22 protein-coding genes are annotated in these 26,086 nt (G+C 68.7%); 9 read left to right on the plus strand and 13 right to left on the minus strand.

What is annotated here, in order from left to right; all coding sequences use genetic code 11:
• Positions 1-63 precede the first annotated feature (63 nt).
• Positions 64-2,004 (plus strand): SDR family oxidoreductase, encoded by a 1,941-nt coding sequence (locus BLU62_RS14645; protein WP_074850217.1) that lies wholly within the window; start codon positions 64-66, stop codon positions 2,002-2,004.
• Positions 2,001-3,083 (plus strand): alanine racemase, encoded by a 1,083-nt coding sequence (locus tag BLU62_RS14650; RefSeq protein ID WP_074850218.1) that lies wholly within the window; start codon positions 2,001-2,003, stop codon positions 3,081-3,083. The genes BLU62_RS14645 and BLU62_RS14650 overlap by 4 nt, the downstream gene beginning before the upstream one ends.
• 4 nt (positions 3,084-3,087) lie before the next feature.
• Here BLU62_RS14650 and BLU62_RS14655 read toward each other — a convergent pair whose 3' ends face one another.
• From BLU62_RS14655 to BLU62_RS14670, 4 genes are all read right to left on the minus strand, one after another.
• Entirely contained in the window at positions 3,088-4,344 is a 1,257-nt protein-coding gene (locus BLU62_RS14655) for an IS1096 element passenger TnpR family protein (RefSeq protein ID WP_074852916.1), read from the minus strand.
• 47 nt (positions 4,345-4,391) lie between these two features.
• Entirely contained in the window at positions 4,392-6,029 is a 1,638-nt protein-coding gene (locus tag BLU62_RS14660) for a DNA polymerase Y family protein (RefSeq protein WP_074850219.1), read from the minus strand.
• The gene (locus tag BLU62_RS14665; RefSeq protein ID WP_074850220.1) at positions 6,029-6,796 is read right to left on the minus strand and encodes a hypothetical protein; all 768 of its coding nucleotides are present in this window, start codon (positions 6,794-6,796) and stop codon (positions 6,029-6,031) included. The genes BLU62_RS14660 and BLU62_RS14665 overlap by 1 nt, the downstream gene beginning before the upstream one ends.
• Before the next feature lie 472 nt (positions 6,797-7,268).
• Complete coding sequence (locus tag BLU62_RS14670; RefSeq protein ID WP_074850221.1) at positions 7,269-8,300, minus strand: Rv2578c family radical SAM protein; 1,032 nt, start codon at positions 8,298-8,300, stop codon at positions 7,269-7,271.
• Positions 8,301-8,379: 79 nt separating this feature from the next.
• Here BLU62_RS14670 and BLU62_RS14675 point away from each other — a divergent pair, with 79 nt between their 5' ends.
• Positions 8,380-9,654 carry a serine/threonine-protein kinase gene (locus BLU62_RS14675; RefSeq protein WP_074850222.1) on the plus strand — a complete coding sequence of 425 codons (1,275 nt, stop codon included), beginning with the start codon at positions 8,380-8,382 and terminating at the stop codon, positions 9,652-9,654.
• 38 nt (positions 9,655-9,692) lie between these two features.
• On the opposite strand, the gene BLU62_RS14680 is transcribed toward BLU62_RS14675, so the two are convergent.
• The 3 genes from BLU62_RS14680 to BLU62_RS14690 form a co-directional block, all read right to left on the minus strand.
• Positions 9,693-11,462 (minus strand): HNH endonuclease signature motif containing protein, encoded by a 1,770-nt coding sequence (locus BLU62_RS14680; protein ID WP_074850223.1) that lies wholly within the window; start codon positions 11,460-11,462, stop codon positions 9,693-9,695.
• 156 nt (positions 11,463-11,618) lie between these two features.
• Positions 11,619-12,347, minus strand: a complete 729-nt coding sequence (locus tag BLU62_RS14685; RefSeq protein WP_074850224.1) for a LuxR C-terminal-related transcriptional regulator — start codon at positions 12,345-12,347, stop codon at positions 11,619-11,621.
• Positions 12,344-13,621, minus strand: coding sequence for an ATP-binding protein (locus BLU62_RS14690; RefSeq protein WP_074852917.1), 1,278 nt, complete (start codon positions 13,619-13,621; stop codon positions 12,344-12,346). The genes BLU62_RS14685 and BLU62_RS14690 overlap by 4 nt, the downstream gene beginning before the upstream one ends.
• A 151-nt stretch (positions 13,622-13,772) precedes the next feature.
• On the opposite strand from BLU62_RS14690, the gene BLU62_RS14695 reads away from it, so the two are divergent.
• Both BLU62_RS14695 and BLU62_RS14700 read left to right on the plus strand, forming a co-directional pair.
• Positions 13,773-15,155, plus strand: a complete 1,383-nt coding sequence (locus BLU62_RS14695; protein ID WP_074850225.1) for a PspC domain-containing protein — start codon at positions 13,773-13,775, stop codon at positions 15,153-15,155.
• The gene (locus BLU62_RS14700; RefSeq protein WP_074850226.1) at positions 15,152-15,382 is read left to right on the plus strand and encodes a hypothetical protein; all 231 of its coding nucleotides are present in this window, start codon (positions 15,152-15,154) and stop codon (positions 15,380-15,382) included. Before BLU62_RS14695 ends, BLU62_RS14700 begins: the two co-directional genes overlap by 4 nt.
• A 60-nt stretch (positions 15,383-15,442) precedes the next feature.
• On the opposite strand, the gene guaA is transcribed toward BLU62_RS14700, so the two are convergent.
• Positions 15,443-17,035, minus strand: coding sequence for a glutamine-hydrolyzing GMP synthase (gene guaA / locus BLU62_RS14705; protein ID WP_074850227.1), 1,593 nt, complete (start codon positions 17,033-17,035; stop codon positions 15,443-15,445).
• Between the two features lie 49 nt (positions 17,036-17,084).
• Between guaA and BLU62_RS14710 the strand changes: the two genes are divergently transcribed.
• Genes BLU62_RS14710 through BLU62_RS14720 form a run of 3 tightly spaced genes read left to right on the plus strand, consistent with a single transcriptional unit; the run spans position 17,085 to position 19,013 of the window.
• Entirely contained in the window at positions 17,085-17,711 is a 627-nt protein-coding gene (locus BLU62_RS14710; RefSeq protein ID WP_074852918.1) for a biotin transporter BioY, read from the plus strand.
• A gap of 28 nt (positions 17,712-17,739) precedes the next feature.
• Positions 17,740-18,414 (plus strand): energy-coupling factor ABC transporter ATP-binding protein, encoded by a 675-nt coding sequence (locus BLU62_RS14715; protein WP_074850228.1) that lies wholly within the window; start codon positions 17,740-17,742, stop codon positions 18,412-18,414.
• The gene (locus BLU62_RS14720) at positions 18,411-19,013 is read left to right on the plus strand and encodes an energy-coupling factor transporter transmembrane component T family protein (protein WP_074850229.1); all 603 of its coding nucleotides are present in this window, start codon (positions 18,411-18,413) and stop codon (positions 19,011-19,013) included. Before BLU62_RS14715 ends, BLU62_RS14720 begins: the two co-directional genes overlap by 4 nt.
• A 92-nt stretch (positions 19,014-19,105) precedes the next feature.
• On the opposite strand, the gene BLU62_RS14725 is transcribed toward BLU62_RS14720, so the two are convergent.
• From BLU62_RS14725 to guaB, 3 genes are all read right to left on the minus strand, one after another.
• Positions 19,106-20,947: a GMC family oxidoreductase N-terminal domain-containing protein gene (locus BLU62_RS14725; protein ID WP_244278181.1), complete on the minus strand. Its 1,842-nt coding sequence runs from the start codon at positions 20,945-20,947 to the stop codon at positions 19,106-19,108.
• Between the two features lie 142 nt (positions 20,948-21,089).
• Positions 21,090-22,244, minus strand: coding sequence for a GuaB3 family IMP dehydrogenase-related protein (locus BLU62_RS14730; protein ID WP_074850230.1), 1,155 nt, complete (start codon positions 22,242-22,244; stop codon positions 21,090-21,092).
• 83 nt (positions 22,245-22,327) lie between these two features.
• The gene (guaB, locus tag BLU62_RS14735) at positions 22,328-23,839 is read right to left on the minus strand and encodes an IMP dehydrogenase (protein ID WP_074850231.1); all 1,512 of its coding nucleotides are present in this window, start codon (positions 23,837-23,839) and stop codon (positions 22,328-22,330) included.
• 145 nt (positions 23,840-23,984) lie between these two features.
• Here guaB and BLU62_RS14740 point away from each other — a divergent pair, with 145 nt between their 5' ends.
• Positions 23,985-24,374, plus strand: coding sequence for a DUF5319 domain-containing protein (locus tag BLU62_RS14740; protein WP_074850232.1), 390 nt, complete (start codon positions 23,985-23,987; stop codon positions 24,372-24,374).
• Positions 24,375-24,466: 92 nt separating this feature from the next.
• Here BLU62_RS14740 and BLU62_RS14745 read toward each other — a convergent pair whose 3' ends face one another.
• Both BLU62_RS14745 and BLU62_RS14750 read right to left on the minus strand, forming a co-directional pair.
• Positions 24,467-25,489 carry an anti-sigma-D factor RsdA gene (locus BLU62_RS14745; protein WP_074850233.1) on the minus strand — a complete coding sequence of 341 codons (1,023 nt, stop codon included), beginning with the start codon at positions 25,487-25,489 and terminating at the stop codon, positions 24,467-24,469.
• Complete coding sequence (locus tag BLU62_RS14750) at positions 25,473-26,060, minus strand: sigma-70 family RNA polymerase sigma factor (protein WP_074850234.1); 588 nt, start codon at positions 26,058-26,060, stop codon at positions 25,473-25,475. Before BLU62_RS14750 ends, BLU62_RS14745 begins: the two co-directional genes overlap by 17 nt.
• Positions 26,061-26,086: the final 26 nt, after the last annotated feature.

Here is a 26,086-nt window from a genome sequence, read left to right on the forward strand (position 1 = left end):
TCCCATCGGGGGGACGAGAACATCCAGCGGGCGACACGCCCGCTCACATGATGGGATCCCTACATGACTAGCTACTTCATCACCGGAGGCAGCGGGTTCATCGGCCGGCGCGTCATCGATCGTCTTCTGACCGTCGATCCCGACGCGACCATCCATGCGCTGGTGCGCGAATCCTCGCGATCCGCGTTCGCCGCCCTGCTCGACGACCTCGGTGCCACCGAGCGGGTCACCCCGGTCGTCGGCGACCTGACCAGTCCGGGCCTCGGTCTCGACGCGAATGACCTGCCGGACTTCGACCACGTGGTCCACCTCGCCGCGATCTACGACATGGCCGCCGACGCCGAATCGCAGCGGACGGCCAACGTCATCGGCACCTCGCGTGTCGCCGATTTCGCCATCGCCCACGACGCCCTGTTCCATCACGTCTCCTCGATCGCGGTGGCCGGCGACTTCCGCGGCCGGTTCACCGAAGCCGATTTCGAAGTCGGACAGGGTTTTCCGACGGCCTATCATCGGACCAAGTTCGAGGCCGAACGGGTCGTCCGGGAACGTGAGGGCCTGCGGTGGCGCGTGTACCGGCCCTCGATCGTGGTCGGCGACTCGCGCACCGGCGAGATGGACAAGATCGACGGCCCCTACTACTTCTTCGGTCACCTCGCGGCGCTCGGACGCCTGCCGTCGTCGCTGCGGTTGCCGATGCCCGACCTCGGCACCCTCAACATGGTGCCCGTCGATTTCGTCGCCGCCGCGATGGTGGCACTCATCGCCGTGGAGCCCGATCGCAGCGGACTCGTCTTCCACCTCGGGGACCGGCGTTCGCTCACCACCACCGAGATGTACAACGCGCTCGCCCCGTCGTTCGGCGCACCTCGGGGATTCGACGCCGTCCCCCACACCCTGGTGGAGCCGGTGTTGGCGCTGTCGGGCATGGGACCCGCCCGCGTCGGCCGCAATCTCCTGGCCGCCCAGCAGGGAATCCCGTCCGCGGTCCTCGACGCGGTGTCGTTGCCGGTGGACTTCTCCTCCGACGCCACCATCGCCGTCCTCCACGAGCACGGGATCAGCGTCCCCGACTTCGCCGACTACGCACCACGCCTGTGGCAGTACTGGTCGCGACACCTCGACCGCTCCCGCAACCGGCGTCGCGACCCCCGCGGCCCTCTCGTGGGCAAGAACATCCTCATCACCGGCGGATCGAGCGGCATCGGGAAGGCCACCGCCCGGATGTGCGTCGCACGTGGCGCCAACGTGATCATCGTGGCCCGGTCTTCGGACGAACTCGAGTCCGCCGCAGACGAATTGAATTCGACAACCAGCAAGAAGGGCATCCCACCCGGCCGCGCGGTGGCGTATCAGTGCGACATCACCGACGAGGAGTCGGTCAACGCGCTGGTCAAATCGGTACTGGCAGAGCACGGTCACGTCGACGTGCTGGTCAACAACGCCGGCCGGTCCATCCGGCGCGCCACCGTGAACTCGGTGCAACGCTCCCACGACTACCACCGGGTCATGGCGGTCAACTACTTCGGTGCGGTCAACCTCATCCTCGGACTCCTGCCGCACATGGTCGCCCGGCGGTCGGGGCATGTGGTCAACGTGACCTCGATCGCGGTGCAGTCCCGCGGTCCGCGTTTCGGCGCCTACGCGGCGTCGAAGGCGGCGCTGGAGGCATTCAGCGACGTGACCGGCACCGAAACCGTCTCCGACCACGTGACCTTCTCCAATGTGCGTCTGCCGCTGGTGAAGACGCGGATGATCTCACCCACCGAGGCCTACGAGAACCAGCCCGGCACCTGGGATGTCGACAAGGCCGCATCCCGGGTGTTGCACGCCATCATCGACCGGCCCAAGCGGGTCAGCTCGGTCGTCGGGACGATCGCCGAGATGGGGCACCGCCTCTCCCCCGACCTGACCACCCGCATCCTGCACCAGGAGTATCTGCTGTTCGGCGAGTCGGCAGCCGCCATGGGTCGTCCCCGTCGTTCCGGTGGTCGCGACGCGTGATCGACACCCCGTACCTGGAGGTCGACGTCGACCGCCTGGACCGTAACCTCGCCACCCTCGCCGGAGCGGCCCGGAAGGTCGGTGTCGACGTCCGGCCGCACGCCAAGACCCACAAGTGCGCCGAGATCGCCCGGATGCAGATCGATCACGGCGCGGTCGGCCTGACCGTGGCGACCATCGGTGAGGCCGAGGCCTTCGCCGACGCCGCGGACGTCACCGGGTGCACCGACATCTTCATCGCCTACCCGTTGTGGCCCACCTCCGGCCAGGCGTCCCGTCTGCGCGCTCTCGCCGAGCGGGTCACCCTGCGGGTGGGGATCGATTCACTGGCCGGCGCACGGCATCTCGCCTCGGCGGTCGGTCCGGCCCGTCTGCAGGTGCTCGTCGAGGTCGACTCCGGTCAGCACCGCACCGGTGTCGCCCCGGAGCTGGCCGGCTCGGTCGCCGCGGCGGGTGTCGCCGAGGGACTCGACGTGATCGGCGTGTTCACCTTTCCCGGTCATTCCTACGGCCCCGGGGACACCCGACGCACCGCCGCCACCCAGGAGATCGCCGCGCTGGCGACCGCGGCGGACGGGTTGCGCACCAACGGCATCGAACCGCGGGTACGGAGCGGCGGCTCGACCCCGACGATCGGTTTCCTCGACGCCGAACAGGCAGACGTCCTCACCGAGATCCGGCCCGGCGTGTACCCGTTCAACGACGCCCAGCAGGTGGAGATCGGCTCCTGCTGCTTCGACGACATCGCGTTGACCGCCGTCGCGACGGTGGTACGTCGTGACGCCCACCGGATCGTCCTCGACGCGGGCAGCAAGATCCTCGGCGCCGACCGCGCTTCCTGGGCAACCGGGTACGGCAGACTCCTCGACCACCACGACGCGCGCATCGTGTTGTTGTCGGAACATCATGCGGTGGTGGACTTTCCGGCGTCCTCGGCAGAGGGAATCCCCGGTATCGGCAGTTTCGTGCGGGTGGTCCCGAACCACGTGTGCAACGCGGTCAATCTCGTCGACGAGCTGGTGGCGATCGACGGGTCGGACACCCGATGGCCGGTCATCGCGCGGGGCCGGAACAGCTGAGGCGTCAGGCCGGAGCGCCCGTCACGCGAATTCCCTCGGTCGCCAGGAACTCGCGTGCACGACCGATCTTGCGGTCGTTGGAGAACGCGTGCCACTGGTCGTTGAGGTCGAATTCGTGGACGGCGTCGCGGAATCGGCGGAACGCGCCGCGACCTTCGATGGCCCGTTCCAGCCGGTCCCGCACCTTCGGGTCGCGTTGTCGTACGGCGAAGTCGGCCATGTCGCGCCATCCCTCACGGGATCCGGTGCAGTCGTACCGGATCCAGCGGTCGGGGTCGAGGTCGTCCTCCTCGCCGATGCCGAGCTCGTCCCGATCCACGAGGTCCATCATCTCGTCGTCGTAGGGCATGCCGGTCTCGAGGTCGATGTAGCCGCCGGTAGACAGGCTCGGATCCCCCTCCATCGCGTCGGCGAGCATCTCGAGGTCGACACTGGCCACGCGTCCGGGTAGGGGTTCTCCGCGTAGACGCGCGAGGAGGTCCTCGGCCAGTTCCGAATCACCTGCATCGCCGCGTCGGCGCAACCGCTCGACGATCGACGCCGCCACCTGTTCGGCTCGCTGGGGTCGGGCCTTCAGTGCCGCGGGGACGCCTGCCCCGACCTGCTGGAGGACATCGTCGATGTCGCGACCGCTCACCGCGTCGAGGAAGCGGTCCGCGTCCCCGGACCTGATCGCTACGAGCACCTCCCGCAGGTCGAGTTCGGGAACCGGTTGTCGGCCCGGCCATTTCCCGGTGAGCATCGGGTGCGCCTCGTGCGGTCGCGCGGGTACCGGGCCCGTACCGTCGTCGTCGGACCACCGACGTCCGTACTGGTCGGGGATGTCACCCCAACCCCAGTACGGGAGTGGGGCTCGCGGTGAGACGCCGAGCGTCTCCTTCGGATCGATCTTCTCGGGGGCCACCACACAGCGGTGTGTCCAGTCGTCGCCCAGATCGAAGGTGTACTGGAACTCGGCACCGGGTTTCACGGTCTGGTGGACCTTGGCCGAGTCGATGTCCAATGCCTCGCTCAACGGGCCTGGTCCTCCCGCGATCAGGTCGTCGCCGACCTCCGGGGCGGTGACCACTCGACCGTCGTCGAGGGTGAACATCGACAGATGGGCGAGGTCCCACCGGGCGAAGGCGCTGTTGATGGCGTTCGCGAGGTCGGTGAAGGTGTGCGCCGGTCCGACCGCGAAGATCCGTCCCGGACAGGGCCACAGCTCCTGCCCACGCCCACCGAGTAGTTCGACCGTCACCGACAACCAGGTTGGTGCCATGCGACCGAGGATGCCATGTTGTTCTCCGTTCGCCAGACGCAATCGGTTCACTCGTAGACCCCTTCCACCATCCACTCGCCGCCGCGGTAACACAGCAGCAGTGCCCGTGAGTCGTCGAGCAGCACCTGCGCCCGCGCGATCAGTTCGGTGGTCCCCGCCGCGGATGCACGGTCCATGCCGACCGGCCACGGCCCGGCCCACCAGCACAACCCCCAGCTGGACTTTCGGCCCTTTCCCCCACCCGGCGACTCCGACAGCCGGACGGTCACCGGTTCGGCGGTGAACGCTCCCCGATCGGTCACCCGCACCGGCCGGCCGAGGGCGTCGAGCACGCTGATCGCCGTCTCCACCAGCACCGTCGGAGTGGGTTGCGGCAGGTGACCCGGCCACGGTGCGGACGGATCCCGGAGCGGTGTCCGTTCATCACCGAGGGACACCATCGTGATCCGCTCGGCCGGCCCGCGACCACCGCTGAGCACCGGGATACGAACCGCATCACCACCCAGCAGCCCCTGGATACGGACCAGCGAGCGTCGGACGCGTTCCTCGACGTCGGGGTCGACCGCCGTGCCACCGGAGAGCCCGTCGGAGAGCTGATAATGCAGCGCACCGGCCTCGACGACCTCCACCGGCTCCAACCGCAGGCGCACGATCGGCGAGTCGGGGCGGGTGTCCTTGCCCCGCTCCTGCGCTCCCCGGCCTTTTGCCCGACGACCGCCGGTCAGCCAACCCTCCAACTGCCAGCGGATGCGATCCGCGGTCGTCTCCGGGGTCAGCGGCTGGGCACAATGCCACGTCCGCGAATGTCGTTGGCCGCGTTCGGTGGTCGCCTCGATGGTGAGTCGGGTGCAGGCGACCGCGGCGTCCCGCAGTCGATGATGCAGTTTGTCGGCGAGGGTACGTCCGATGAACGCCGCGACGTCGATGCGGTCGACGGGCGGGTCGCAGGTGTGGTCGACGTCCAGTTCCGCAGGCAGGTGCCTGCCCGACGGCACACGACCCGGCAAGGCATTGGCCAGCCGGTGCGCGAGTACCGCATCCCGGGCGAAGCGGGTCGCCACGTCGGCGATGTCCATCTCGGCGAAGGCACCGATGGTGCCGATCCCCAGGCGCCGCAAGAGATCCACCAGCTCGGCACGTGACGGGTCACTCATGCTCGGTTCGAGGGCGAGGTCGGCGACGGGCCGGCCGGCGAGGTAGGCACGATCCCCGCCCGGCTCCACCTGATGTCCGCGCCGCGCGGCGAGGACGGCGGTGAAGATCTCGTCGGCGATGCCGACCTGCGATTCGATGCCGCAGGCCGACACGACGTCGACGAGCTCCTCGGCGAGCGCCTCCATGCCACCGAAGTAGCGCGCCGCCCGATCACCGGGGATCACCAGAAGACCCGGCCGGAGCACCTCGAGGGTCGGGATCACCTCGGCCACCGCGGCCACCACCGGGTCGAACAGCCGGCCGTCGCGTGACTCGTCGGCCGCGACGACGGTCATCTCCGGGCACAGCGCCTGCGCCTGACGTTTGCGCATACCGCGCCGGACGCCGACGGCCCGGGCGGTCGACGAACAGGCCACCACCCGATTGGCCGACAGCACCGCCACCGGATGCAGCGGCGGCAGGTCGGCCTCGGCGGCAGCCGCCATCGCCGGCCAGTCCGGGCACCAGAGTGCGAGAGTCCGGCGGCTCATCAGTTCGCCACCGCGAGGACCGGACGGGCGCGCGTCGTCGAGACCAGCTCCACCGTGCGGTCGGCGCCCTGACCTCGTGCCAGGAGATCGACCTCGGTGCTCTGCGACTGCCGTCCGCGTCCCGACGCCGTGACCTGCAGTCTCATCCCGCCGATGCGGCCGTAACCGCTACGTGCGGAGTCCAGGTCGGTGGCGCCGGACAACAACGGGCTGTGCCGATAGGTGAGCACCCGCGCCTCGATGGTCAGCTGCGCACCCGGCCAGGCACCACCGGCGACCAGCAGGACCGACGACAGTTTCCGGACGCGCCCCATCACCACGCGCGCCCGCGACGGGGCGACCGCATCCGCCGTGCCCGGCCCCACCCGGCCGAGCACCACCAGATCCATGCCGTCGAGCAGTACCGCGGCGACCTCCACCGGATCGATGCCCGGATCCGGGATGGTGGCGATACGCGAGAGGTCCGCACCCATCTCCACCGCCGACAACAGGCTCAGACGGGGCATCCCGACGATCCCGACCTGCCCACCCGCACGGGTGACCGACGCGATCATCGCGACCAGCAACGAGTTGGCACCGTCGAACCGCGCGACCGTGCCACGCGGAATACCGTTGTGCGGCAGCACCTCCGACAACGGCTCGGGAATCGGCAGCACACCGGCAGCCGGATCGCGCGTCTGGACCGAATGCCGGTCGGGACGCCCGGACATCGCCGCCATGCGCCGGCGGAGCCCTGCCAAATCATCCGTACGGGACGACACATCCATGACACTCTCCAGTCGCGTGGTGGTACTCGAGCGAGCCGGGAAGTTGCTGCGCCATCTGGTTCTCGAACCGCAGTGAGGAATGACCACGAGAGCGATCTCGTCCGCCGATCATTCGAACATTGTTTCGATAACCAGAGAGTAGAACCACCCACCGACAAGCGTCAACCGACGACCATCGAGAGCCTGCCACCAGGCGTAACACGTTGAACTGGTGCATCTTTCGTCACACAATGCAAAGACCTGCTCCCCGAGGTGCGAACACCACCCCCGCCGCCTGAGGTGCGAACACCACCCCCGCCGCCTGAGGTGCGAGGTGCGAGCGAAGCGAGCCACGAAGGCCTGGTGACGTCATCTCACCAGGCCTTCGTGGCTCGCTTCGCTCGCACCTCAGGCAGCGGGGGTAGCCGGATTCGCCCTTCCACCTCAGGCAGCGGGGTCGCTGGATTCGCTCTTACACCTCAGGCAGCAGGGGTCAGAACAGAGTGAGTGCGTGCTGAAGTTCGGGCGCGGCCACCGAATCGGACGAGACCGCCTCCGAGCCGGACTGCCGCAGGCCGCCCGAGCCCGCCAGCCCGTGGCGCTGCACCAGGGGCTGCATCCGCTCCCGCAGCCACGACGAGTACTCGGGCGTCACGTAGGCGCCGCGCCCGTAGAGGCCGCGATACCGGCGGATGAGCGCCGGATGCTCCTCGGCCAGCCACTCCAGGAACCACGGCTTGGTCGACGACCGCAGGTGCATCGGGAACGCGGTCACACCCGACGCCCCCGCGTCGGCGAGAGCGCCGAGCAGCTCGTCGAGATGAGACTTGGCGTCGGTCAGATACGGGATGACCGGAGCGACCATCACGTGCGGCGCGAGACCGGCGTCGGCGAGATCGCGGATCAGCGACAGCCTGGCCTGCGGAGACGGTGTGCCGGGTTCGATCTTCTTCTGCAGATCCGGGTCGATGATGGCCAGCGAGATTCCGACACTCACCGGGACCTGACCCGCCGCCTGCCGCAACAGCGGCAGATCGCGCCGGATCAGCGTGCCCTTCGTGAGGATGGAGAACGGCGTCCGGGACTCCGCGAGCGCCGCGATCACCCCCGGCATGAGCTTGTACCGGCCCTCCGCGCGCTGATAGGGGTCGGTGTTGGTGCCCAGCGCGACGGTCTCCCGCGTCCAGGAGCGACGCTTCAGCTCCTTGCGCAGCACCGCGGCCACATTGAGCTTCACGACCACCTGGGAGTCGAAGTCCTTGCCCGCGTCGAGATCGAGGTACTCATGGGTCGGCCGGGCGAAGCAGTACCGGCAGGCGTGGGTACACCCGCGAAAAGTGTTGACGGTGAACTGGAATGGGAGATGAGCCGCCTCCGGGACGCGATTGAGGGCACTCTTCGCCAGCACCTCGTGGAAGGTGACCCCCTCGAAGTCGGGCGTCCGCACCGACCGCACCAGGCCGGAGCGGCTCAGCCCGGGGAGTGCCCCGTCGTCGACCTCGACCGCCTGCTCGGACCATCGCATGGCAGCGAGTCGAACACATGTGCGATCACACTGTCAAGTGCGGTGCCCGTCGACGGGCCCTCGCCGCTATCATCGCCGTATGCCACCGTCCGTCGGAACCCATCATGCCCCAGGTCCCCAGTACCTGGTGGCCGGCCGATACCGCCTGAAGTCGCGGATCGGCGGCGGCGGCATGGGCACGGTGTGGCTGGCCCGCGACCAGCTCCTCGACCGCGAGGTGGCCGTCAAACAGGTCGTCTCCACCGAGGGCCTCACCGAGGATTCCGCCGACAACGTCCGCAAACGGGCGATGCGCGAGGGCCGCATCGCGGCGAAGCTGTCGCACCGCAACGCCATCGCGATGCACGACGTCGCCCTCGACCGCGGTGAGCCGTGGCTGGTGATGGAATACCTGCCGTCGCGCAGCGTCGCCCAGATCCTGCATGCGACAACGACACTCGAGCCGAAGGAGGCCGCCCAGATCGGCGCGCAGGTGGCCGACGCGATGGTCGAGGCCCACGCGGCAGGGATAGTGCATCGTGACATCAAACCCGGCAACATCCTGATCGCCGAGGGCGGCCGCAACGCCGGACTCGTCAAGATCACCGACTTCGGGATCTCGCGGGCGAAGGACGACGTGACACTCACCCAGACCGGCGTGATCACCGGAACCCCGGCCTATTTCGCGCCCGAGGTCGCCCGCGGCGCGGAGCCGATGGAGGCCTCCGATGTCTACTCGCTGGGCGCCACGATCTACACGATGGTCGAGGGGCAGCCGCCGTTCGGCGTCGACGACAACTCGATCGCGCTGCTGCACAAGGTCGCTCGGGCACGGATCAACCCGATGACGAAAGCCGGCGACCTCGAACCGGTACTGCTGCGACTACTGGAACCGAGCCCGACGAAGCGACCCTCGATGACGGAGGCGCGCGACGCCCTCACCGCCTTCGCCGCCGGCTCCCGCGGCACCAGGGATCAGGTGCTCACCGGCCTCATCACCCGGCCCGGCGCCGGTACGCCGGTGTGGGCGCAACGCAACAACCGCTCGTCGACACCCGGCTCGACGACGACGGGGCCCCACCGCCCGGTGGCCGGCGCTACCCTGCCGCCGTACGCCCCGACCCTGGCCGGCGATCGCGGCTCCCGCGACGTCCCGCACACCCGGCAGGAACACCTCTCCCCGACGGTGATGTCGACGCCGCAGCCGTATTCGTTTGCGACCCAATCGTCCTCACCCCATCAGCCGACGAACCCCGGCTACGGACCACCCTCCCGGAACACGGCCACGTCGAGCACGGCCCTCGCGGTGTCGGTGTTCGTGTTCTTCGCGGTGCTGGCGGTTCTCGTGGTCCTCGCCATCGCGCTGTTGCGTTAGAACCCCGCCTCCACCGGAGGTGAGCGCAGCGTTGTATCTCAGAACGGTGGTGGGTTGTTTCGGTCCCACTCGTCTTGTCGTTGACGGTGGGTGTCGGTGCGAGTGGCGCGTTCGTCGTCGAGTCGCCGCCTCGCCGGATGGTCAGGCGGTTGGGTTTTCAGTGACGCGAACAGGTCCCGTCCGGTGAACGGATTGCCCAGGTACACATGGCCGGTGGGTGCTTCGAACCAGGTCGCCAGGTACTCGTCCTGCGAATCCCGCCACGCCCCGAAAGTCTTGATCCGGTGATGGAACCGGCACAACGGCTTCAGATTCCGTTGCGCGGTCTTCCCGCCGCTGTCGGGGTTGCGGTGGTCGAACGGGTGAGTGTGGTCGAGATCGACAGTCCACACCGGCTGGTTACAACCCGGAAAGGTACAGCACAACTCCCCGGCCCGGACCAGTGCCTGCAGTTTCCTGCTGGGCACATACCGGCTCGCTGCAGCAGCGGCCGCCGCATCCGCTTCGGCCGGTTCGGTGCGCACACCGGTGGTGACGTAGGTGTGGGTGGCGTCGGCGAACAGAGCACGCATGACATCGGCCTCGATGAGCCCGTAACCGTCGAGCATGCCGGGATCGTTGTCGCGACCCTGCAACGTCGTCTCGTTGGCCACAATGTGAAACGTCGGACGCGGAGCCCGGCACCGGGCGCACGTGCACGTACATTCCTCGGGCGACTCTGAGGCTTCCGTGACGGTTTCATCAGCGGCTTCGGCCACCGGTACACCACTCTCGGTGACCACATCGTCGACCTCGCGGTCGTCGAGGTCCTGCACGGCGGGCTCGGGGGCGTCGAGTTCCTGTATGGCGGACTCGGGGATGTCGAAGTCCTGTACGGCGGGCTCGGGGGTGTCGAGCTCCTGCGCAACCGGTTCGGGTGCGCAGTCCTCACACTGGCAGTCCAGGTCCTGGTGGCCGTGCGCCAAAGCTAGTAGCGCGTCAGCGCGGCGCTGGCTCATAGTGCGCCCATCACCCTTGTGAACACCGGCGGCCATCGCGGTCAGACGGGCGTTGAGCGCGGCGCCGTCGATGTCGGGCACATGCCCGGCGATGCGCGACTGCCCGGGCTGATGCCGGTCCGGACGAATCGAGAGACCGCGGTCGCGGGCGGCGTGGTCGTTGCGGCGCTTCACCGCCTCCGGGGCGTGAGTGTGGACGATCTGGTCGACCATCGTGGTCAACCGCGTGATGGACATCGGGTCACGGGCCAGGATCGCCTCGGCCAACGCCGCATCCACGGCCGGCATGGCGGCGTCGTCGACGAAATCGGTGCGCTTCATCGCGATCTGGAACCGGGCCAAATCGATACGGGCACAGGCCAAAGTGGTGCCGGTCAGGGGCAGTCGGTACCGCATCGCATCGCCGGTGCGGATCATGTCCCGCGCCTGAGCCGCAGTCATGTTCATCGCGGCACCGAACTCCGCGACGGCCTGCTCGAACCCGTTCGGACCGAACTCCTCATACGGGCCACTGCCGGACATCGCGTCGGCGGTCATCCTCAGCAGATCTTCGACCGACTCGGCCTGCCCCGAACGGAGTTGACTACGCCGCAGCAGATACTCCTCTTCCCGATGCTCGTGCAACAGACTCGCGGCCATCAACATCCGGCACGTGTTGACCGCATTCATCGACGCCGAATACCGCGCGGAGTCGATCAACGCTTCCGGCGAGAGCCCCGCCAGAGGCCCGAACACATCGAACCCCGCCACATCAAACCCCGGGTCGGGGAGATCCCCGGCGGGGTCGATGGTGCCGAACTCGAAAGCCATGACAACACCATACGAGCGGCCACCGACAATCCCGATCGGCACGAGATCGTCGAATCGCAGGACGTGTCAACGACTTTCGGTAGTAGATCTTCCCGCGTGACCGATTCCTTCCCGCTTACCCGCTATCGCCCGCGGGATGGAAATGGACCCGCGGGATCAGCCGATGTGGCGCGTGGCCGCCCAGCGGGTCAGCGCGTTGCGGTTGGACTGCTGGGTCTTGCGCAGCACGTTGGACGCGTGCGTCTCCACGGTCTTGATCGAGATGAAGAGTTCCTCGGCGATCTCCCGGTAGGTGTAGCCGCGGGCCAGCAGCCGCAGCACCTCGAGTTCGCGCCGCGTGAGGGAGTCGAGTTCGGGATCCAGCGGCGGTTCGGGTGCCGACGACTTACCGGTGAACGAGTCGAGCACGAATCCGGCCAGCCGGGGGCTGAACACCGCGTCACCCTCTGCGACCCGGCGGACCGCGTCGGCGAGTTCGGCGCCGTCGATCGTCTTGGTGACGTAGCCACGGGCCCCGGCGCGGATCGTCGCGATCACGTCCTCGGCGGCGTCGGACACGCTCAGCGCGAGGAAGACCGGCGTCATCTCCGAATCGGCGCCCATCCGGTCGAGCACGCCCCGCAGCACCGCGACGCCGCCCCCGGCGGGCATGTGGACGTCGAGGAGCACCACATCCGGTGTGGTGGCGACGATCCCGGCGACCGCCTCGGGAACGGTGCCCGCCTCCCCGACCACCCGCAGTCCCGGCTCGTCGGCCAGTTCGGCGCGCACCCCGGAACGGAACACGGCGTGGTCGTCGACGAGATACACGGTGTAGGTCGACGCCGGCGGGTCGGCGTTGTAGGCCGTCGTGTCCGTCGGGTTCGGGGTCTGCTCGGGGGTCATCGCACCTTCCGGTTGTCCATGGGTTCTCGGTCTGCCTGGTCCCGATCCGCCGGGGACGCTCCGGCCTCGCCGGCCGCCTCCTCGACCACCGGCACGCCGACGCCGCGCGGCATCGTCAGCGCGACATTGGTGCCGCGCCCGGGCGTCGACGTGATCGACACCCGACCACCCACCCGTTCCATCCGTGCCCGGATCGACCGGCTGATGCCCTGGCGATCGTCGTCGACGACGGCGGGGTCGAAGCCGACGCCGCGGTCGCGGACGAACACCTCGACCTGGTCCTCGGTCACCTCGCCGTAGACGTCGACGGTACGTTCCCCGGAATGCTTGGCCGCATTGACCAGCGCTTCCCGCGTCGCACCGGCCAGCGCCGACCATCGTTTCGCATCCCGCGCATCGTTGGGTCGCAGGTCGCCGACGGTGATGATCTCCACGTCGACGCCGTAGGCGTCCTCGACCTCCGCGCCGACGCTGCGCAGCGCCGCGGCGAGCGAACCGCGTTCCTGTGCGGGGTCCCCGAACAGCCAGGCACGCAGCTCCCGCTCCTGGCTGCGAGCGAGGCGGGCGACCTCCTCCGGACGGTGGGCCTTCTTCTGGATGAGTGCGAGGGTCTGCAACACCGAATCATGCAGGTGCGAGGCGATCTCCTCGCGTTCGGCGTTACGGATGCGCGCGGCGCGTTCCTCGTTGAGGGTCCGCCACATCCGCATCCACAGCGGCACCGTCAGCAGCACGACGCCGATCAGCGTCGCCACCACCGCGAGGATCGTCGAATTGAGACCACCGAAGCTGCGGTCTCCGGCGAGGACGATCACCACGAGACCGCCGACCACCAGCAGGACACCGCCGATCAGCCGTGTCCAGGTCAGCAGCGGGGCGCGGGGCGCGCGGTGGGAGGTGTCGAACTCGCGCCAGACCAGACTGGCGCCGATGGCGATGAAGACGAAGGGTACGAGGTACTCCGCGGGCGTGCCTGACGCCGCGAAGCCGACCACCGACATCGCGACGAGCCCGATCACCGCCAGGCCCAGGGACTGCCGGCGCTCGCCCGGCGCGGGCGGGGTGGTGTCCTTGCCGGGCGGGCAGAAGAACCACAGCAGACCGTAGGCCGCGACACCGGCTCCAGCGAGCGCGGCGAGCACCACGAACACGATCCGGACGCGGAAGACGTCGACCCCCAGATGGTCGGCTATCCCGCCGGCGACCCCGGCGACCACCCGGCCACCGTCCCGTCGCACCAGCCGCGGGACAGGCTCCACCTCCGTTCCACTCACCCCACGATGTTCCCACGCCGAACCGAACCGGACATCGGGGTTCACCCCCGTTTCTCCATTCGCGGTCTCGGGGTGCCCGGTGCGCTTCGGGGTCCCACCGGGTGGAAATCAGGGAATCACCCGATGTGCTGTCCGCGTTCGGGGGAGCACGATGATCGGCATGGACACCAAGGAGTTCCAGAATCAGATCAGGGAGCTGTGGTCGACACGCCCCTGTCGTCCGGAGAACCGGACCATCGCCGGCGTGTGCAGTGGCATCGCCGCCCGCTACCGCGTCGATCCCACTCTCGTGAAGGTCGCCTTCGTGGTCTCCGCCTTCTTCGGCGGCAGCGGACTGATCCTGTACCTGGCGGCCTGGATCGCCTTCCCGGGCCGGCAACGGGCCCACTCGGAGGCCCTTCGCGCGGCGCACGCCGGACACAGTGGCCGACGCCACGGTGAGGGACACGGCTGGGGCAACCCGCAGTTCATCGTGCTCGCCGTCCTCGCCATCGTCATCGTCACCTCGATCGGCCCCAACCGCACCTGGGGATCCGGTGGACTCGTCGGCGCGATCCTGATGCTCGGCGGGTGGTACCTGCTCTACCTGCGCACGCCGACGGCCCCGCCCGGCACCAGCATCGACACCGTGGCCGTCACCGACGTCGTGGTGCCGCCGCCGACGGCAGGGCAGTTCGAACGATGGGTCCCGCGGGCGATGACAGGTGTCGCGACGACCGGACCCGCGAGTTCGCCGACCACGCCGACCGTCGACCTGCAGAAGACCGGCACTGATCAGAACGACGCCGAGTCCGCCGGCGCGCAACGCTGGTCACCGATGCCGACCCCGGCGCCCGCACCCGACGACATCGACACCGCTCCGCCCGCATGGGATCCGTTGGGAGCGGCCCCGTTCGCCTGGGATCTGCCCGAACCCGCCGCCCCCGTGAAGCCGGTGCAGCCGCGGCGTCGACGGTCAGCGCTGACGCTGGTCGTCCTCGGACTCGCGGTCATCGTCGGCGCAGCCGGGGCAGCCCTGAATCAGGCGGGGGTGGACTGGTTCACCGTGCCGCGCATCCTGTCGCTGTGTCTGGCGGTCGTCGGTGCGGGCCTGCTGCTCGCCGCGACCCGCCGCCGACGAACCGGCGACCACAGCACCGGCCTGCTGCCCATCGCCATCCTCCTGGGTGTCGCGACGATCGTGACCACGACGGCCTCCGGCATCACGGTCCCCTCCGGAGGGGCCGGAGATCGGAACTGGAAGCCGTTGAGTGAGAACGATATCCAGTCCGAATACTCCCTCGGAGTGGGTGAGATGACCCTGGACCTGCGCGAGGTCGACCTCACCGCCGACCGGCGGGTGGAACTGCGGAACGGGGTGGGCCTCATCGAGGTCATGCTGCCCGAGAACATGAACGTCCGGGTCACCTGCGACACCGGGATCGGCGACATCGACTGCCCCACCGGACTCGACGGTGGCCGTGACGGCACCGACGGGCCCGTCCTCGAGGTCGACGCACACACCGGCATGGGAGAGGTTCGGGTCACGCGATGAACGAGCAGTTCAACGGCGACGCCACCGCGCCGGACGAGTACACCGAATCAACCCACCGCGCACCGGGATTGGGAATCGTGGGCATCGCGGCGCTGGCCGTGGCCGGATGGGGTCTGGCCGGCGGACCCGCACTGCCCGAGGCCGCCGACCTCGGCTGGGCCGCCGTCGGCGTCGGGCTGCTGATCGGCCTGCTCCTCATCATCTCCGGGACCCGCCGCAGCAAGTGAGAGACGAGGGGTGAATGCAGCGGGCCCGCGTGATGATCACACCGGCCCGCTGCATTCAGGTCACTCCCACTCGATGGTGCCCGGCGGCTTGCTCGTCACGTCGAGGACGACGCGGTTGACGTCGGGGACCTCGTTGGTGATGCGCGTCGAGATGACCTCGAGGACCTCGTAGGGCACGCGCGTCCAGTCGGCGGTCATCGCGTCCTCGCTCGAGACCGGACGCAGCACGATCGGGTGACCGTAGGTGCGGCCGTCGCCCTGGACGCCCACGCTGCGGACGTCGGCCAGCAGCACCACCGGGCACTGCCAGATCTGGGCGTCGAGTCCGGCGGCGGTCAGCTCCTCGCGGGCGATCAGGTCGGCCTTGCGCAGCATCTCGAGCCGGTCGGCGGTCACCTCGCCCACGATGCGGATCGCCAGGCCCGGACCCGGGAACGGCTGGCGCGCGACGATCTCCTCGGGCAGGCCGAGCTCGCGGCCGACCGCGCGGACCTCGTCCTTGAACAGCAGACGCAGGGGCTCGACAAGGCTGAACTCGAGGTCGTCGGGCAGTCCGCCGACGTTGTGGTGGCTCTTGATGTTCGCGGTGCCGCTGCCGCCACCGGATTCCACGACGTCGGGGTAGAGCGTGCCCTGGACCAGGAAGTCGACCTTCTCCCCCACCTCGGCCTCCTCGCCGAGGACCTCGCTCACCGCGCCCTCGAAGGAGCGGATGAACTCGCGGCCGATGATCTTGCGCTTGGTCTCGGGGTCGCTGACGCCGGACAGTTCCTTCAGGAACACCTCGGCGGCGTCGACGGTGACGAGCTTCGCGCCCGTCGCGCCGACGAAGTCGTGCTGGACCTGCTCGCGCTCACCGGCGCGGAGCAGTCCGTGGTCGACGAAGACACAGGTCAGGCGGTCGCCGATGGCGCGCTGGACCAGCGCGGCGGCGACCGCGGAGTCGACACCGCCGGACAGACCGCAGATGGCCCGGCCGTCGCCGATCTGGTCGGCCACCGCGTCGATGAGGGCGTCGGCGATGTTCGCCGCGGTCCACGTGGCCTCGAGCCCGGCGACCTCGTAGAGGAAGCGCGTCAGGATCTGCTGACCGTGCGGGGTGTGCAGCACCTCGGGGTGGTACTGGACGCCGGCCATGCGGCGCTTGAGGTTCTCGAACGACGCGACGGGCGCACCCGGCGTCGAACCGGTGACGGTGAAGCCCTCCGGGGCCTGCTGCACCGCGTCGTTGTGGCTCATCCACACCGGCTGGGTGTCGGAGAGCCCCTGGTGCAGGATGCCCTCGCCGTTCACCGTCAGCGTGGTGCGACCGAACTCGCGGCCACCGGTGTTGGCGACCTCGCCACCGAGCTTCGCGGCCATCGCCTGGAAGCCGTAGCAGATGCCGAAGACCGGGATGTCGAGATCGAAGACGCCGGGATCGAGTTCCGGGGCGTCCTCGGCGTACACCGACGCCGGTCCGCCCGAGAGGATGATCGCGACCGGATTCTTCTCCTGGATCTTCGCCAGCGGGGCGTCGTGGGAGATCACCTCGGAGTAGATGCGCGCCTCACGCACTCTCCGTGCGATCAGCTGCGCGTACTGCGCTCCGAAGTCGACGACGAGAACGGGCCGCGGGCCCTCGAGGAAATCCTCAGCAGAAGAGTCTGTCACCCGGTCGAGTCTAGTGTGCGACCACGACGTGAAATACTTCGACACCGACATGACTGCATCTCCCCGTACCACCGCATGGTCGTTGAGCATCTCCGACCTCACCCAGGCCGCCGTCTTCGCCGCCTTGATCGCCGCGCTCGGCCTGCCCGGGACCATCAACATCGGCAGCAGCGGCGTCCCGATCACGTTCCAGACCCTGGGCGTGATCCTCGCCGGCGCGGTCCTCGGCCCCCGGAAGGGCACCCTCGCGGTCGTCATCTTCATGGTGCTGGCCATCGCCGGACTCCCCATCCTGTCCGGCGGGCGCAGCGGTCTGACCGCGCTGGCCTCCCCGACCGCCGGCTACTTCGTCGGCTTCCTGCCCGCGGTCATCGTGATCGGCGTGCTCACGGCGGCGATGATGTCCGTCGGCGACAAGCCGCGCTACCGCGTGCTCTGGGGCATCGGGATCAATGCGCTGGGCGGGATGTTCGTGCTCTACCTGTTCGGAGTGCTCGGGCTGATCCTGCGCACCGATCTGACGGTGTGGGCGGCGATCACGTCGAACGGCCCGTTCATCATCGGCGATGTCCTCAAGGTCGTCGTCGCCGCGCTGGTGGCCGCGCAGATCCATCGCGGTCGTCCCGGCCTCATCGAGCCGCTGCGGTTGTCCCGGCGCTCCGGCGCCGGCAGCTGAACCGCTCGCCGGCGATCGACCCGTTTCGATGATCGAGTTCACGGATGTCTCGCACTCCTACGACGACCGCGTCGTGCTGCGCGATGTCTCGCTGACGCTCACCGAGGACCGGATCGGCATCGTCGGGGCGAACGGCAGCGGGAAGTCGACGCTGGCGCGGATGATCAACGCGCTCGTCGTGCCGGGGTCGGGAACAGTCACCGTCGACGGCGTCGACGTCTCCCGCAACAAACGTGAGGTCCGTCGCCGCGTCGGGTTCATCTTCTCCGACCCCGACCGGCAGATCATCATGCCGACGGTCATCGAGGACATCGAGCTGTCGCTGCGTCGCACCGACCTCGACAAGAAGCAGCGCGCCGCTCGCGCCCTCGAGGTGCTCGAGCGTTTCGGCCTGGGCCGGCACGCCGATCATCCCGCCCAGCGGCTGTCCGGCGGACAGAAGCAGCTCCTCGCGCTCGCGTCGATCTTCGTGACCGACCCGGCGATCATCGTCGCCGACGAGCCGACGACACTGCTCGATCTCCGCAACACCCGCATGCTCACCGACGTCTTCGCGACGCTCGACGAACAGCTCATCGTCGTCAGTCACGACCTCGACATCCTCGACGGCTTCGACCGCGTCATCGTGATCGACGACGGCCGGGTCGTCGCCGACGACGAGCCCGATCCCGCGCTCGCCTTCTACCGGACACTGATGTCGTGAACGTCCTCGGCGTCTACCGCCCCGGGAACACCCTGCTGCACCGGCTCGGCCCGGGGATCAAGTTCGTCGCCATGGCCCTGGCGATCCTCGTCATGTCACTGACCGTGCGGACGCTGCCGGCGCTGGGAATCGCCTCCCTCGCGGTCGCGGTGACCTTCGCGCTGGCCGGTATCGGCCCCCGTGAAGCCTGGAAGCAGCTGCGGCCGCTGGTCTGGATGTTGTTGTTCATCTTCGCTTTTCAGGTGATCTTCACCGACTGGCGTCGTGCGGTGGTGGTCTGTGGCGTGCTGGCGTTGTCGGTCGCCCTGGCCACCGTCGTCACGTTGACGACCCGCACCACCGACATGCTCGACGCAATCGTCCGCGGCCTGAGCCCGCTACGACACGTGGGGGTGCGCACCGACCTGATCGGCATCGCGCTGGCACTGACGATCCGCGCGATCCCGCTGATGGTCGAGGTGGTGCGCGAGGTCGACGAGGCGCGCAAGGCCCGCGGGCTCCGGCCCGGCCCGCGCATCCTCGTCGCGCCGGTGGTGCTCGCCGCCCTCCGCACCGCGGACGGCTTCGCCGACACGCTCACCGCGCGCGGCCTGGATTAGCCGCGACGCGCGCGAGCTCGCCGCTCAGGGAGCCAGTGGAATTCAGATTGCGATGTGTCGCGGTTACCGGGACACAACGCAACCTTATCCGGTCAGGCGGTGACGCCCGGGCGGGTCACCGGCGTGATCGGCAACCGCAGCGCGCCGGGAGCGTCCGCCGGCACGACCGGCGCGGCCGGGACCGTGGGGTCGATCCGCTGGTACGACTCCCCCTGCGCGGGCCGACGGTCTTCCTCACCCTTGTTGGGCCACAACGCGACTGCCCGCTCGGCCTGGGCACAGATCGTCAGCGACGGGTTGACACCGAGGTTCGCCGAGACCGACGCACCGTCGGTGACGTGCAGCGTCGGGTAATTCCACACGCGCTGGTAGGGATCGATGACGCCGTTGTCCGGGTCGTCGGAGATCGCACACCCGCCGAGGTAGTGGGCGGTCAGCGGCATGTTGAGGATGTCGCCCCACGTACCGCCGGCGATCCCGCCGTTCAGCTTGGCCGCCATCCGTCGAGTTGCCTCGTTGCCCTTGGGAATCCACGTCGGGTTCGGTTCGCCGTGGCCCTGTTTGCTGGTCACGTAACGCAGCGGCCCCCGCTTGCGTACGAAGGTCGTCAGCGAGTTGTTGTTGTTCTGCATGACCAGCGCGATCACCGTGCGCTCGCTCCACTGCCGTACGACGAGCAGCCGCACCAGCAGGAACGGGTTCTTCGCGACCTGCTTCAGGAACTGCCCGAACCGGTTGCGGCGCGTGCCGCCGTCGGTGAGCAACGTCTGCAGGTACGCAATCGCGTTGGAGCCCTTGCCGTATCGCACCGGCTCGATGTGGGTGTTCGGTTCCGGGTAGAACGACGACGTGATCGCGACGCCGCGCGAGTAGTCGTGTTCGGGGTCGACCCGCGAACCCATCGCGCCCAGGATCGACTCCGAGTTCGTCCGGGTCAACCGCCCCATCGCATCCGAGATCTGCGGCAGCGTGGTGGTTTTCGCATGATGCATCAGTCGCTGGGTGTTGAACGTCCCCGCCGCGAGGATCACCTGACCGGCGGTGAAGGTGCGCCTGCGCCGGCCGAGCGGACCCCACGACGACGAATGGTGCGTCCCGACCTCCCACGAGCCGTCGGCCCGCTGCACGAGGGAGTCGACCGTCGTCCGGTCGATGATGGTGGCGCCGTTGCGTTCCGCGAGTCCGAGGTAGTTCTTCAGCAGGGTGTTCTTGGCGCCGACGCGACAGCCTGTCATGCACGCGCCGCATTCGGTGCAGGCGGTGCGCTCGGGTCCGGCGCCGCCGAAGTACGGGTCGGGCACGGTCTCGCCGGGTTCACCGGCGAATCCGGTCTTCGCGCCGAAGAACACACCGACGGGCGTCGGGGTCACGGTGTGGCCGACGCCCATCTCCTCTGCCACCTCGGCGACGATCCGGTCGGAGTCGGTGACGGTCGGATTGGTGACCACGCCCAGCATCCGCCGCGCCTGCTCGTAATACGGGGTGAGCTCACCCTCCCAGTCGGTGATGTGGTTCCACTGGGGGTCGGTGAAGAACGGCGTCGGCGGTTTGTACAGCGTGTTCGCGTAGTTCAGCGAGCCACCGCCCACACCCGCGCCGGCCAGGATCATCACGTCCTTGAGGGCGTGGATGCGCTGGATCCCGTACAGCCCCAGCTTCGGCGCCCACAGCCAGCGGTTGAGACGCCAGCTGGTCTTCGCGAACTCGTCGTCGGAGAAGCGGCGACCCGCCTCGACGACGCCGACCCGGTACCCCTTCTCCACCAGCCGCAGCGCGCTCACGCTGCCACCGAAGCCGGAGCCGACGATCAGGACATCGAAGTCGGTGTCGCCACTGGCTGCGGCTTTCCGCTGGAGCGCATTCTTTCGCTGGTCGAGCGCGTTCTTTCGCTGGTTGAGCGCGTTCTTTCGCTGGTTGAGCTTGTCGAAACCCATGAAGACCATGCTAATAGCCGTTGTCACATGGGATGACCCAGGTCACCCTTACCCTTCGATACGCGCCCTCCGCAAGCTCCGGACGCTACTCAGGGAGCGGACGGACGGTCCTCCGCAAGCTCCGGACGCTACTCAGGGAGCGTCAGGCGTGGACGGACAACCCGACCCGCTGGAATTCCTTGAGGTCGCAGTACCCGGCCTTGGCCATCGCACGACGCAGGGCGCCGACGAGATTGAGCTCACCGAACGGGTCGTCGGACGGGCCGTTGAGGACCCGTTCGAGGCTCGGGCGGTCGGCGGTGCCGGCAACCTGCAGCAGTGCGCCGCGCGGAGTGTCGGGATGGGCGGCGGCCGACGGCCAGTACCAGCCACCACCGGGCGCCGACGCGGAGGCGGCGAGCGGCGTGCCGAGCACAGCGGCATCGGCACCGCAGGCGATGGCCTTGATCAGGTCACCCGAGTTGTGGATGTCGCCGTCGGCGATGACGTGGACGTAGCGTCCACCGGTCTCGTCGAGGTAGTCGCGCCGTGCTGCCGCCGCATCGGCGATGGCGGTCGCCATCGGGACGCCGATACCCAGGACCTCACCGGTGGTGGTCGCGCCGGCGGCCGAGCCGTAGCCGACGATCACGCCGGCCGCCCCGGTGCGCATGAGGTGCAGGGCGGTGCGGTGATCGTGCACGCCACCGGCGATCACCGGGATGTCGAGATCGGCGATGAACGTCTTGAGGTTCAACGGTTCCCGGGCGCCCTCGCCATCGACCTGGGCGACGTGCTCGGCGGAGATGATCGTGCCGTGCACGACGAGGAGCTCCACACCCGCCTTGAGCAGGGCCGGGGTCAGTTCCGGAGCGTGCTGCGGGCTCACGCGAACAGCGGTGGTGACACCGGCGTCGCGAACCTGCGCCACGGCCTCGGCGAGAAGACCGCTGTCGAGGGGCGCGGCATGCAGCTTCTGCAGATGACGTACTGCCGCATACGGATCGGGATCGCCGGCGGCGATGGCGGCCAGCTCCTCGAGCTTGGCGTCGACGTCACGATGACGAGCCCACAGCCCCTCACCGTTGATGACGCCCAGCGCGCCGAGCTTGCCGAGCTCGATCGCCACCGACGGCGACACCAGCGCATCGGTCGGGTGACTCAGGATCGGGGACTCGAACCGGTAGGCATCGATCTGCCACGCGGTGGAGACGTCCTTGGAGGAACGGGTCCGACGGGACGGGACGATGCTGATGTCGTCCAGTTCGTAGGTCCGTCGGGCCGTCCGGCCCATGCCGATTTCGACGAGGTCACGCACCAGTGCGCCTTTCTGGGGAGTTCAGCTGCACATAGACCCTACGGTGTCCCCGGCCCGAACGGACCGGGGACACACGTGGGATGTCAGCGGGAATAGTAGTTGGGTGCCTCGGTGGTCAAGGTGATGTCGTGCGGATGCGATTCCTTGAGCCCGGCCGCGGTGATCTGCACGAACCGCGCGGACTGGAGATCGGTGATCGTCGACGACCCGGTGTAGCCCATCGCGGCACGCAGGCCACCCACGAGTTGGTGGATCACCTGGGACAGCGGACCGCGGAACGGCACCCGGCCCTCGATGCCCTCGGGGACCAGCTTCTCCTCCTTGAGGACGTCGTCCTGGAAGTAGCGGTCCTTGGAGTACGACTTGGCCTGACCGCGTCCCTGCATGGCACCGAGCGAGCCCATACCGCGGTAGCTCTTGAACTGCTTGCCGTTGACGAGAACGAGTTCGCCGGGCGCTTCGGCGGTTCCGGCGAGCAGCGAGCCGAGCATCGCGGTCGACGCACCGGCCGCGAGCGCCTTGGCGATGTCTCCCGAGTACTGCAGACCGCCGTCGGCGATGACCGGCACGCCGGCCTTCTGGCACACCGCGACCGCCTCGAGGATCGCGGTGATCTGCGGCGCGCCCACACCGGCGACGACGCGGGTCGTGCAGATCGAGCCCGGTCCGACGCCGACCTTCACCGCGTCGGCACCGGCGTCGATGAGGGCCTGGGCGGCCTCGCGGGTCGCCACGTTGCCGCCGACGACGTCGACACGTTCGCCGACCTCGGCCTTCAGCTTGGCGACCATGTCGAGGACGAGACGGTTGTGGGCATGAGCGGTGTCGACGATGATCACGTCCGCACCCGCGTCGGCGAGTGCCATCGCGCGATCCCACTGCGGGCCACCGGTACCCACCGCCGCTCCGACGAGCAGGCGACCGTCGGAGTCCTTGGTCGCGAGGGGATGCTGTTCGGTCTTGACGAAGTCCTTCACGGTGATGAGACCGGTCAGGCGTCCGTTGCCGTCCACGATGGGCAGCTTCTCGATCTTGTGTCGACGCAGCAGACCCAGTGCGGCCTCCGCGGAGACGCCTTCCTGCGCGGTGATCAGCGGGGCCTTGGTCATGACCTCGGCGACCGGGCGGCTCTGGTCGACCTCGAAGCGCATGTCGCGGTTGGTGATGATGCCGACCAGTTCACCCTTGCCGTCGACGACGGGCAGGCCGGAGATGCGGTACCGCGCGCACATCGCGTCGACCTCGGCGAGAGTGTGGGTCGGCGAACAGGTGACCGGGTCGGTGACCATGCCGGCCTCGGACCGCTTGACGGTCTCGACCTGGGCGGCCTGTTCCTCGATGGACAGGTTGCGGTGCAGCACACCCATGCCGCCGGCGCGCGCCATCGCGATCGCCATGCGAGACTCGGTCACGGTGTCCATCGCGGAGCTCACCAACGGCACGCGCAGCGTCACGTTCTTGGTCACCCGCGAGGCGGTGTCGACCTCACTGGGGATCACGTCCGAGGCCGAGGGCAGCAACAGGACGTCGTCGAAGGTCAGGCCGAGCATTGCGACCTTGCCGGGATCGTCTCCACCGGTACGAACATGCGTCATCGGTCCATCGTATCCACTCGACCGATGCGGCGATCGTCACACGTGCACTCCGGGCTCCACGGGACACTTCGACAGGTGCGTTCCACCGGACGAATACTGTAGACGCCTACGGCGGAACCGCCTGTGGATCGGCTACCGTGGGGGTGTGCGTGACCACCTGCCACCCGGCCTCCCGCCGGATCCGTTCGCCGACGACCCGAGCGACCCCGCTTCTGCACTGGACAGTGTGGAGCCGGGTATCCCTCTGGACGAGAACGAGCGACTGGCGGTCGAGGAGGACCTGGCCGATCTCGCGGTCTACGAGGCGCTGCTCGCCCACCGCGGCATCCGCGGCCTCGTCGTCGTCTGCGACGACTGCCACGAGGACCACTACCACGACTGGGACATGCTCCGCGCCAACCTGATCCAGCTCCTCATCGACGGAACCGTGCGGCCACATGAGCCGGCTGTCGACCCGCGCCCCGACACCTACGTCACCTGGGACTACTGCCGCGGCTACGCCGACGCGCGCAACCATCTCGACGAAGGCCGCTGACTCCCCGCCCCCTCAGACCACTCATTCCCTCTCATACGACTGCGCCCGTACCGATCTCTCGGTACGGGCGCAGTCGTATGTGTTCGGGGTGATCAGCGGGGCCGACCGTCCGATGCGTCGACGCCGGGCGGCGGCGTCCACGGGAAGGCGGGGAAATCAGCCGGGGTCCGCGACATCGAGGAACTCGTCGGCGGGACCGTCTCCTCGGTCGGCTCGCTCGGCGGGCTCGACGGGACCGGCTCCTCGCTCTGACCCGGCTCCTCGACGGGGCCGGGCACCTCGGTGGTCGGTGTCGTGGTCACCGAGACGTCGGACGGCGACGGTCCCTCGGTCCGGTTGCGCACGTCCGGGCTGGTGGGTGCGCCCGGTTCGGTCACCGCGGGCCCCGACTGATCGGCCGTCGACGTCGTGGCGCGGGTGGTGGGCAGACCGGCCCCGGCGCGGAGCCGGTTCATCCAGTCCGACATCTCCTCGCGGGTGTCCTTGTCGCGCATGGGTCCCATGCTGCCCTGGGCCTTCGCGATGAAGCTCGCGGCGGCCCGGGTGTCGCCGGCGGCGATCGCCGCCTCGGCACTCTCGAGGTTGTTGCGCACGTCGTACGCGGCTTGCGTCTCCGACGCCGCCTCGGCGAACACGACCTGCTTGACGCCCCACAGCGGGTCGCCGGGCTGCGAGCCCTCGGACAGGACGGTCAGGCCGGCGGCGGCAACGATGACGATCGCGGCCGCACCGGACACGACGCGGAGATGGCGCACCATGCGGCGGCCGCGACTGGCGCGTTCGGTGCGTTCGATCGCCCGCTCGACGTCGTCGACGGACACCAATTGCGGCGTCGGGGTCGACACGACCTCGTTGCGCCAGCCCGAGAGGAGTTCTGCGAGTTCGTACTCGGCGCCGTCACGCGTGGGCACGGGCACGTCACGGGACAGCGCGTCGAGGAAGTTCTCGTCGAAACCGACCTCGGAGAGGTCCAGCGACTCCTCACCGGGCGCGCCGAGTTCGCGCTCGAGATCGTCTCCGGGTTCACGACCGTCAGCCGGCGGCTGACCCGGACGGCCGAGGTGTTCGCGCCCGTGGACAGAGCGACGATGACGCCAGTCAGATCCTTCGCTCATCGTGACCCCCTGCCCGTTTCAGTTCGTCTTTCAGCTTTGCCAACGCCCGATGCTGGGCGACCCGAACCGCACCCGCGGTGCTTCCGATCATCTGAGCCGTCTCCTCGGCAGACATGCCGACGACGAGCCGGAGGACCAGCACCTCGCGTTGCTTGTCCGGAAGTATTTCGAGTAACGCGCGCATCCGCCTGCTGCCGTCGGCGTCCAGAGCGGACTGCTCCGGCCCACCGGTGACGTGGCTCACCTCGGGTACGTCCTCCACCGGATCGGACTTGACCCGGGCGGCCACCCGCATGGCGTCGGCGACCTTGTGTGAGGTGATGCCGTAGACGAAGGCCATGAACGGCTTGCCCTGGTCCCGATAACGGGGCAGCGCGGTCATCACCGCCATCAAAGCCTCCTGCGCGATGTCGTCGGCGGAGAACAGGTGGCGTTCTCCTACTCCGATTCGTCCTCGGCAATAGCGCAGGATCGGTTCCTGCACGCTTTCGAGGACTGACGTGAGAGCCGCACGATCGCCCTGGCCCGCGGCCCGGACAGCGTCGTCCAACTCACCACCTGACAGCTTCATCGCGCGTAGGAATCCCCGTGTTACAG

This window comes from Gordonia westfalica, from assembly GCF_900105725.1.
Taxonomy (GTDB): domain Bacteria; phylum Actinomycetota; class Actinomycetes; order Mycobacteriales; family Mycobacteriaceae; genus Gordonia; species Gordonia westfalica.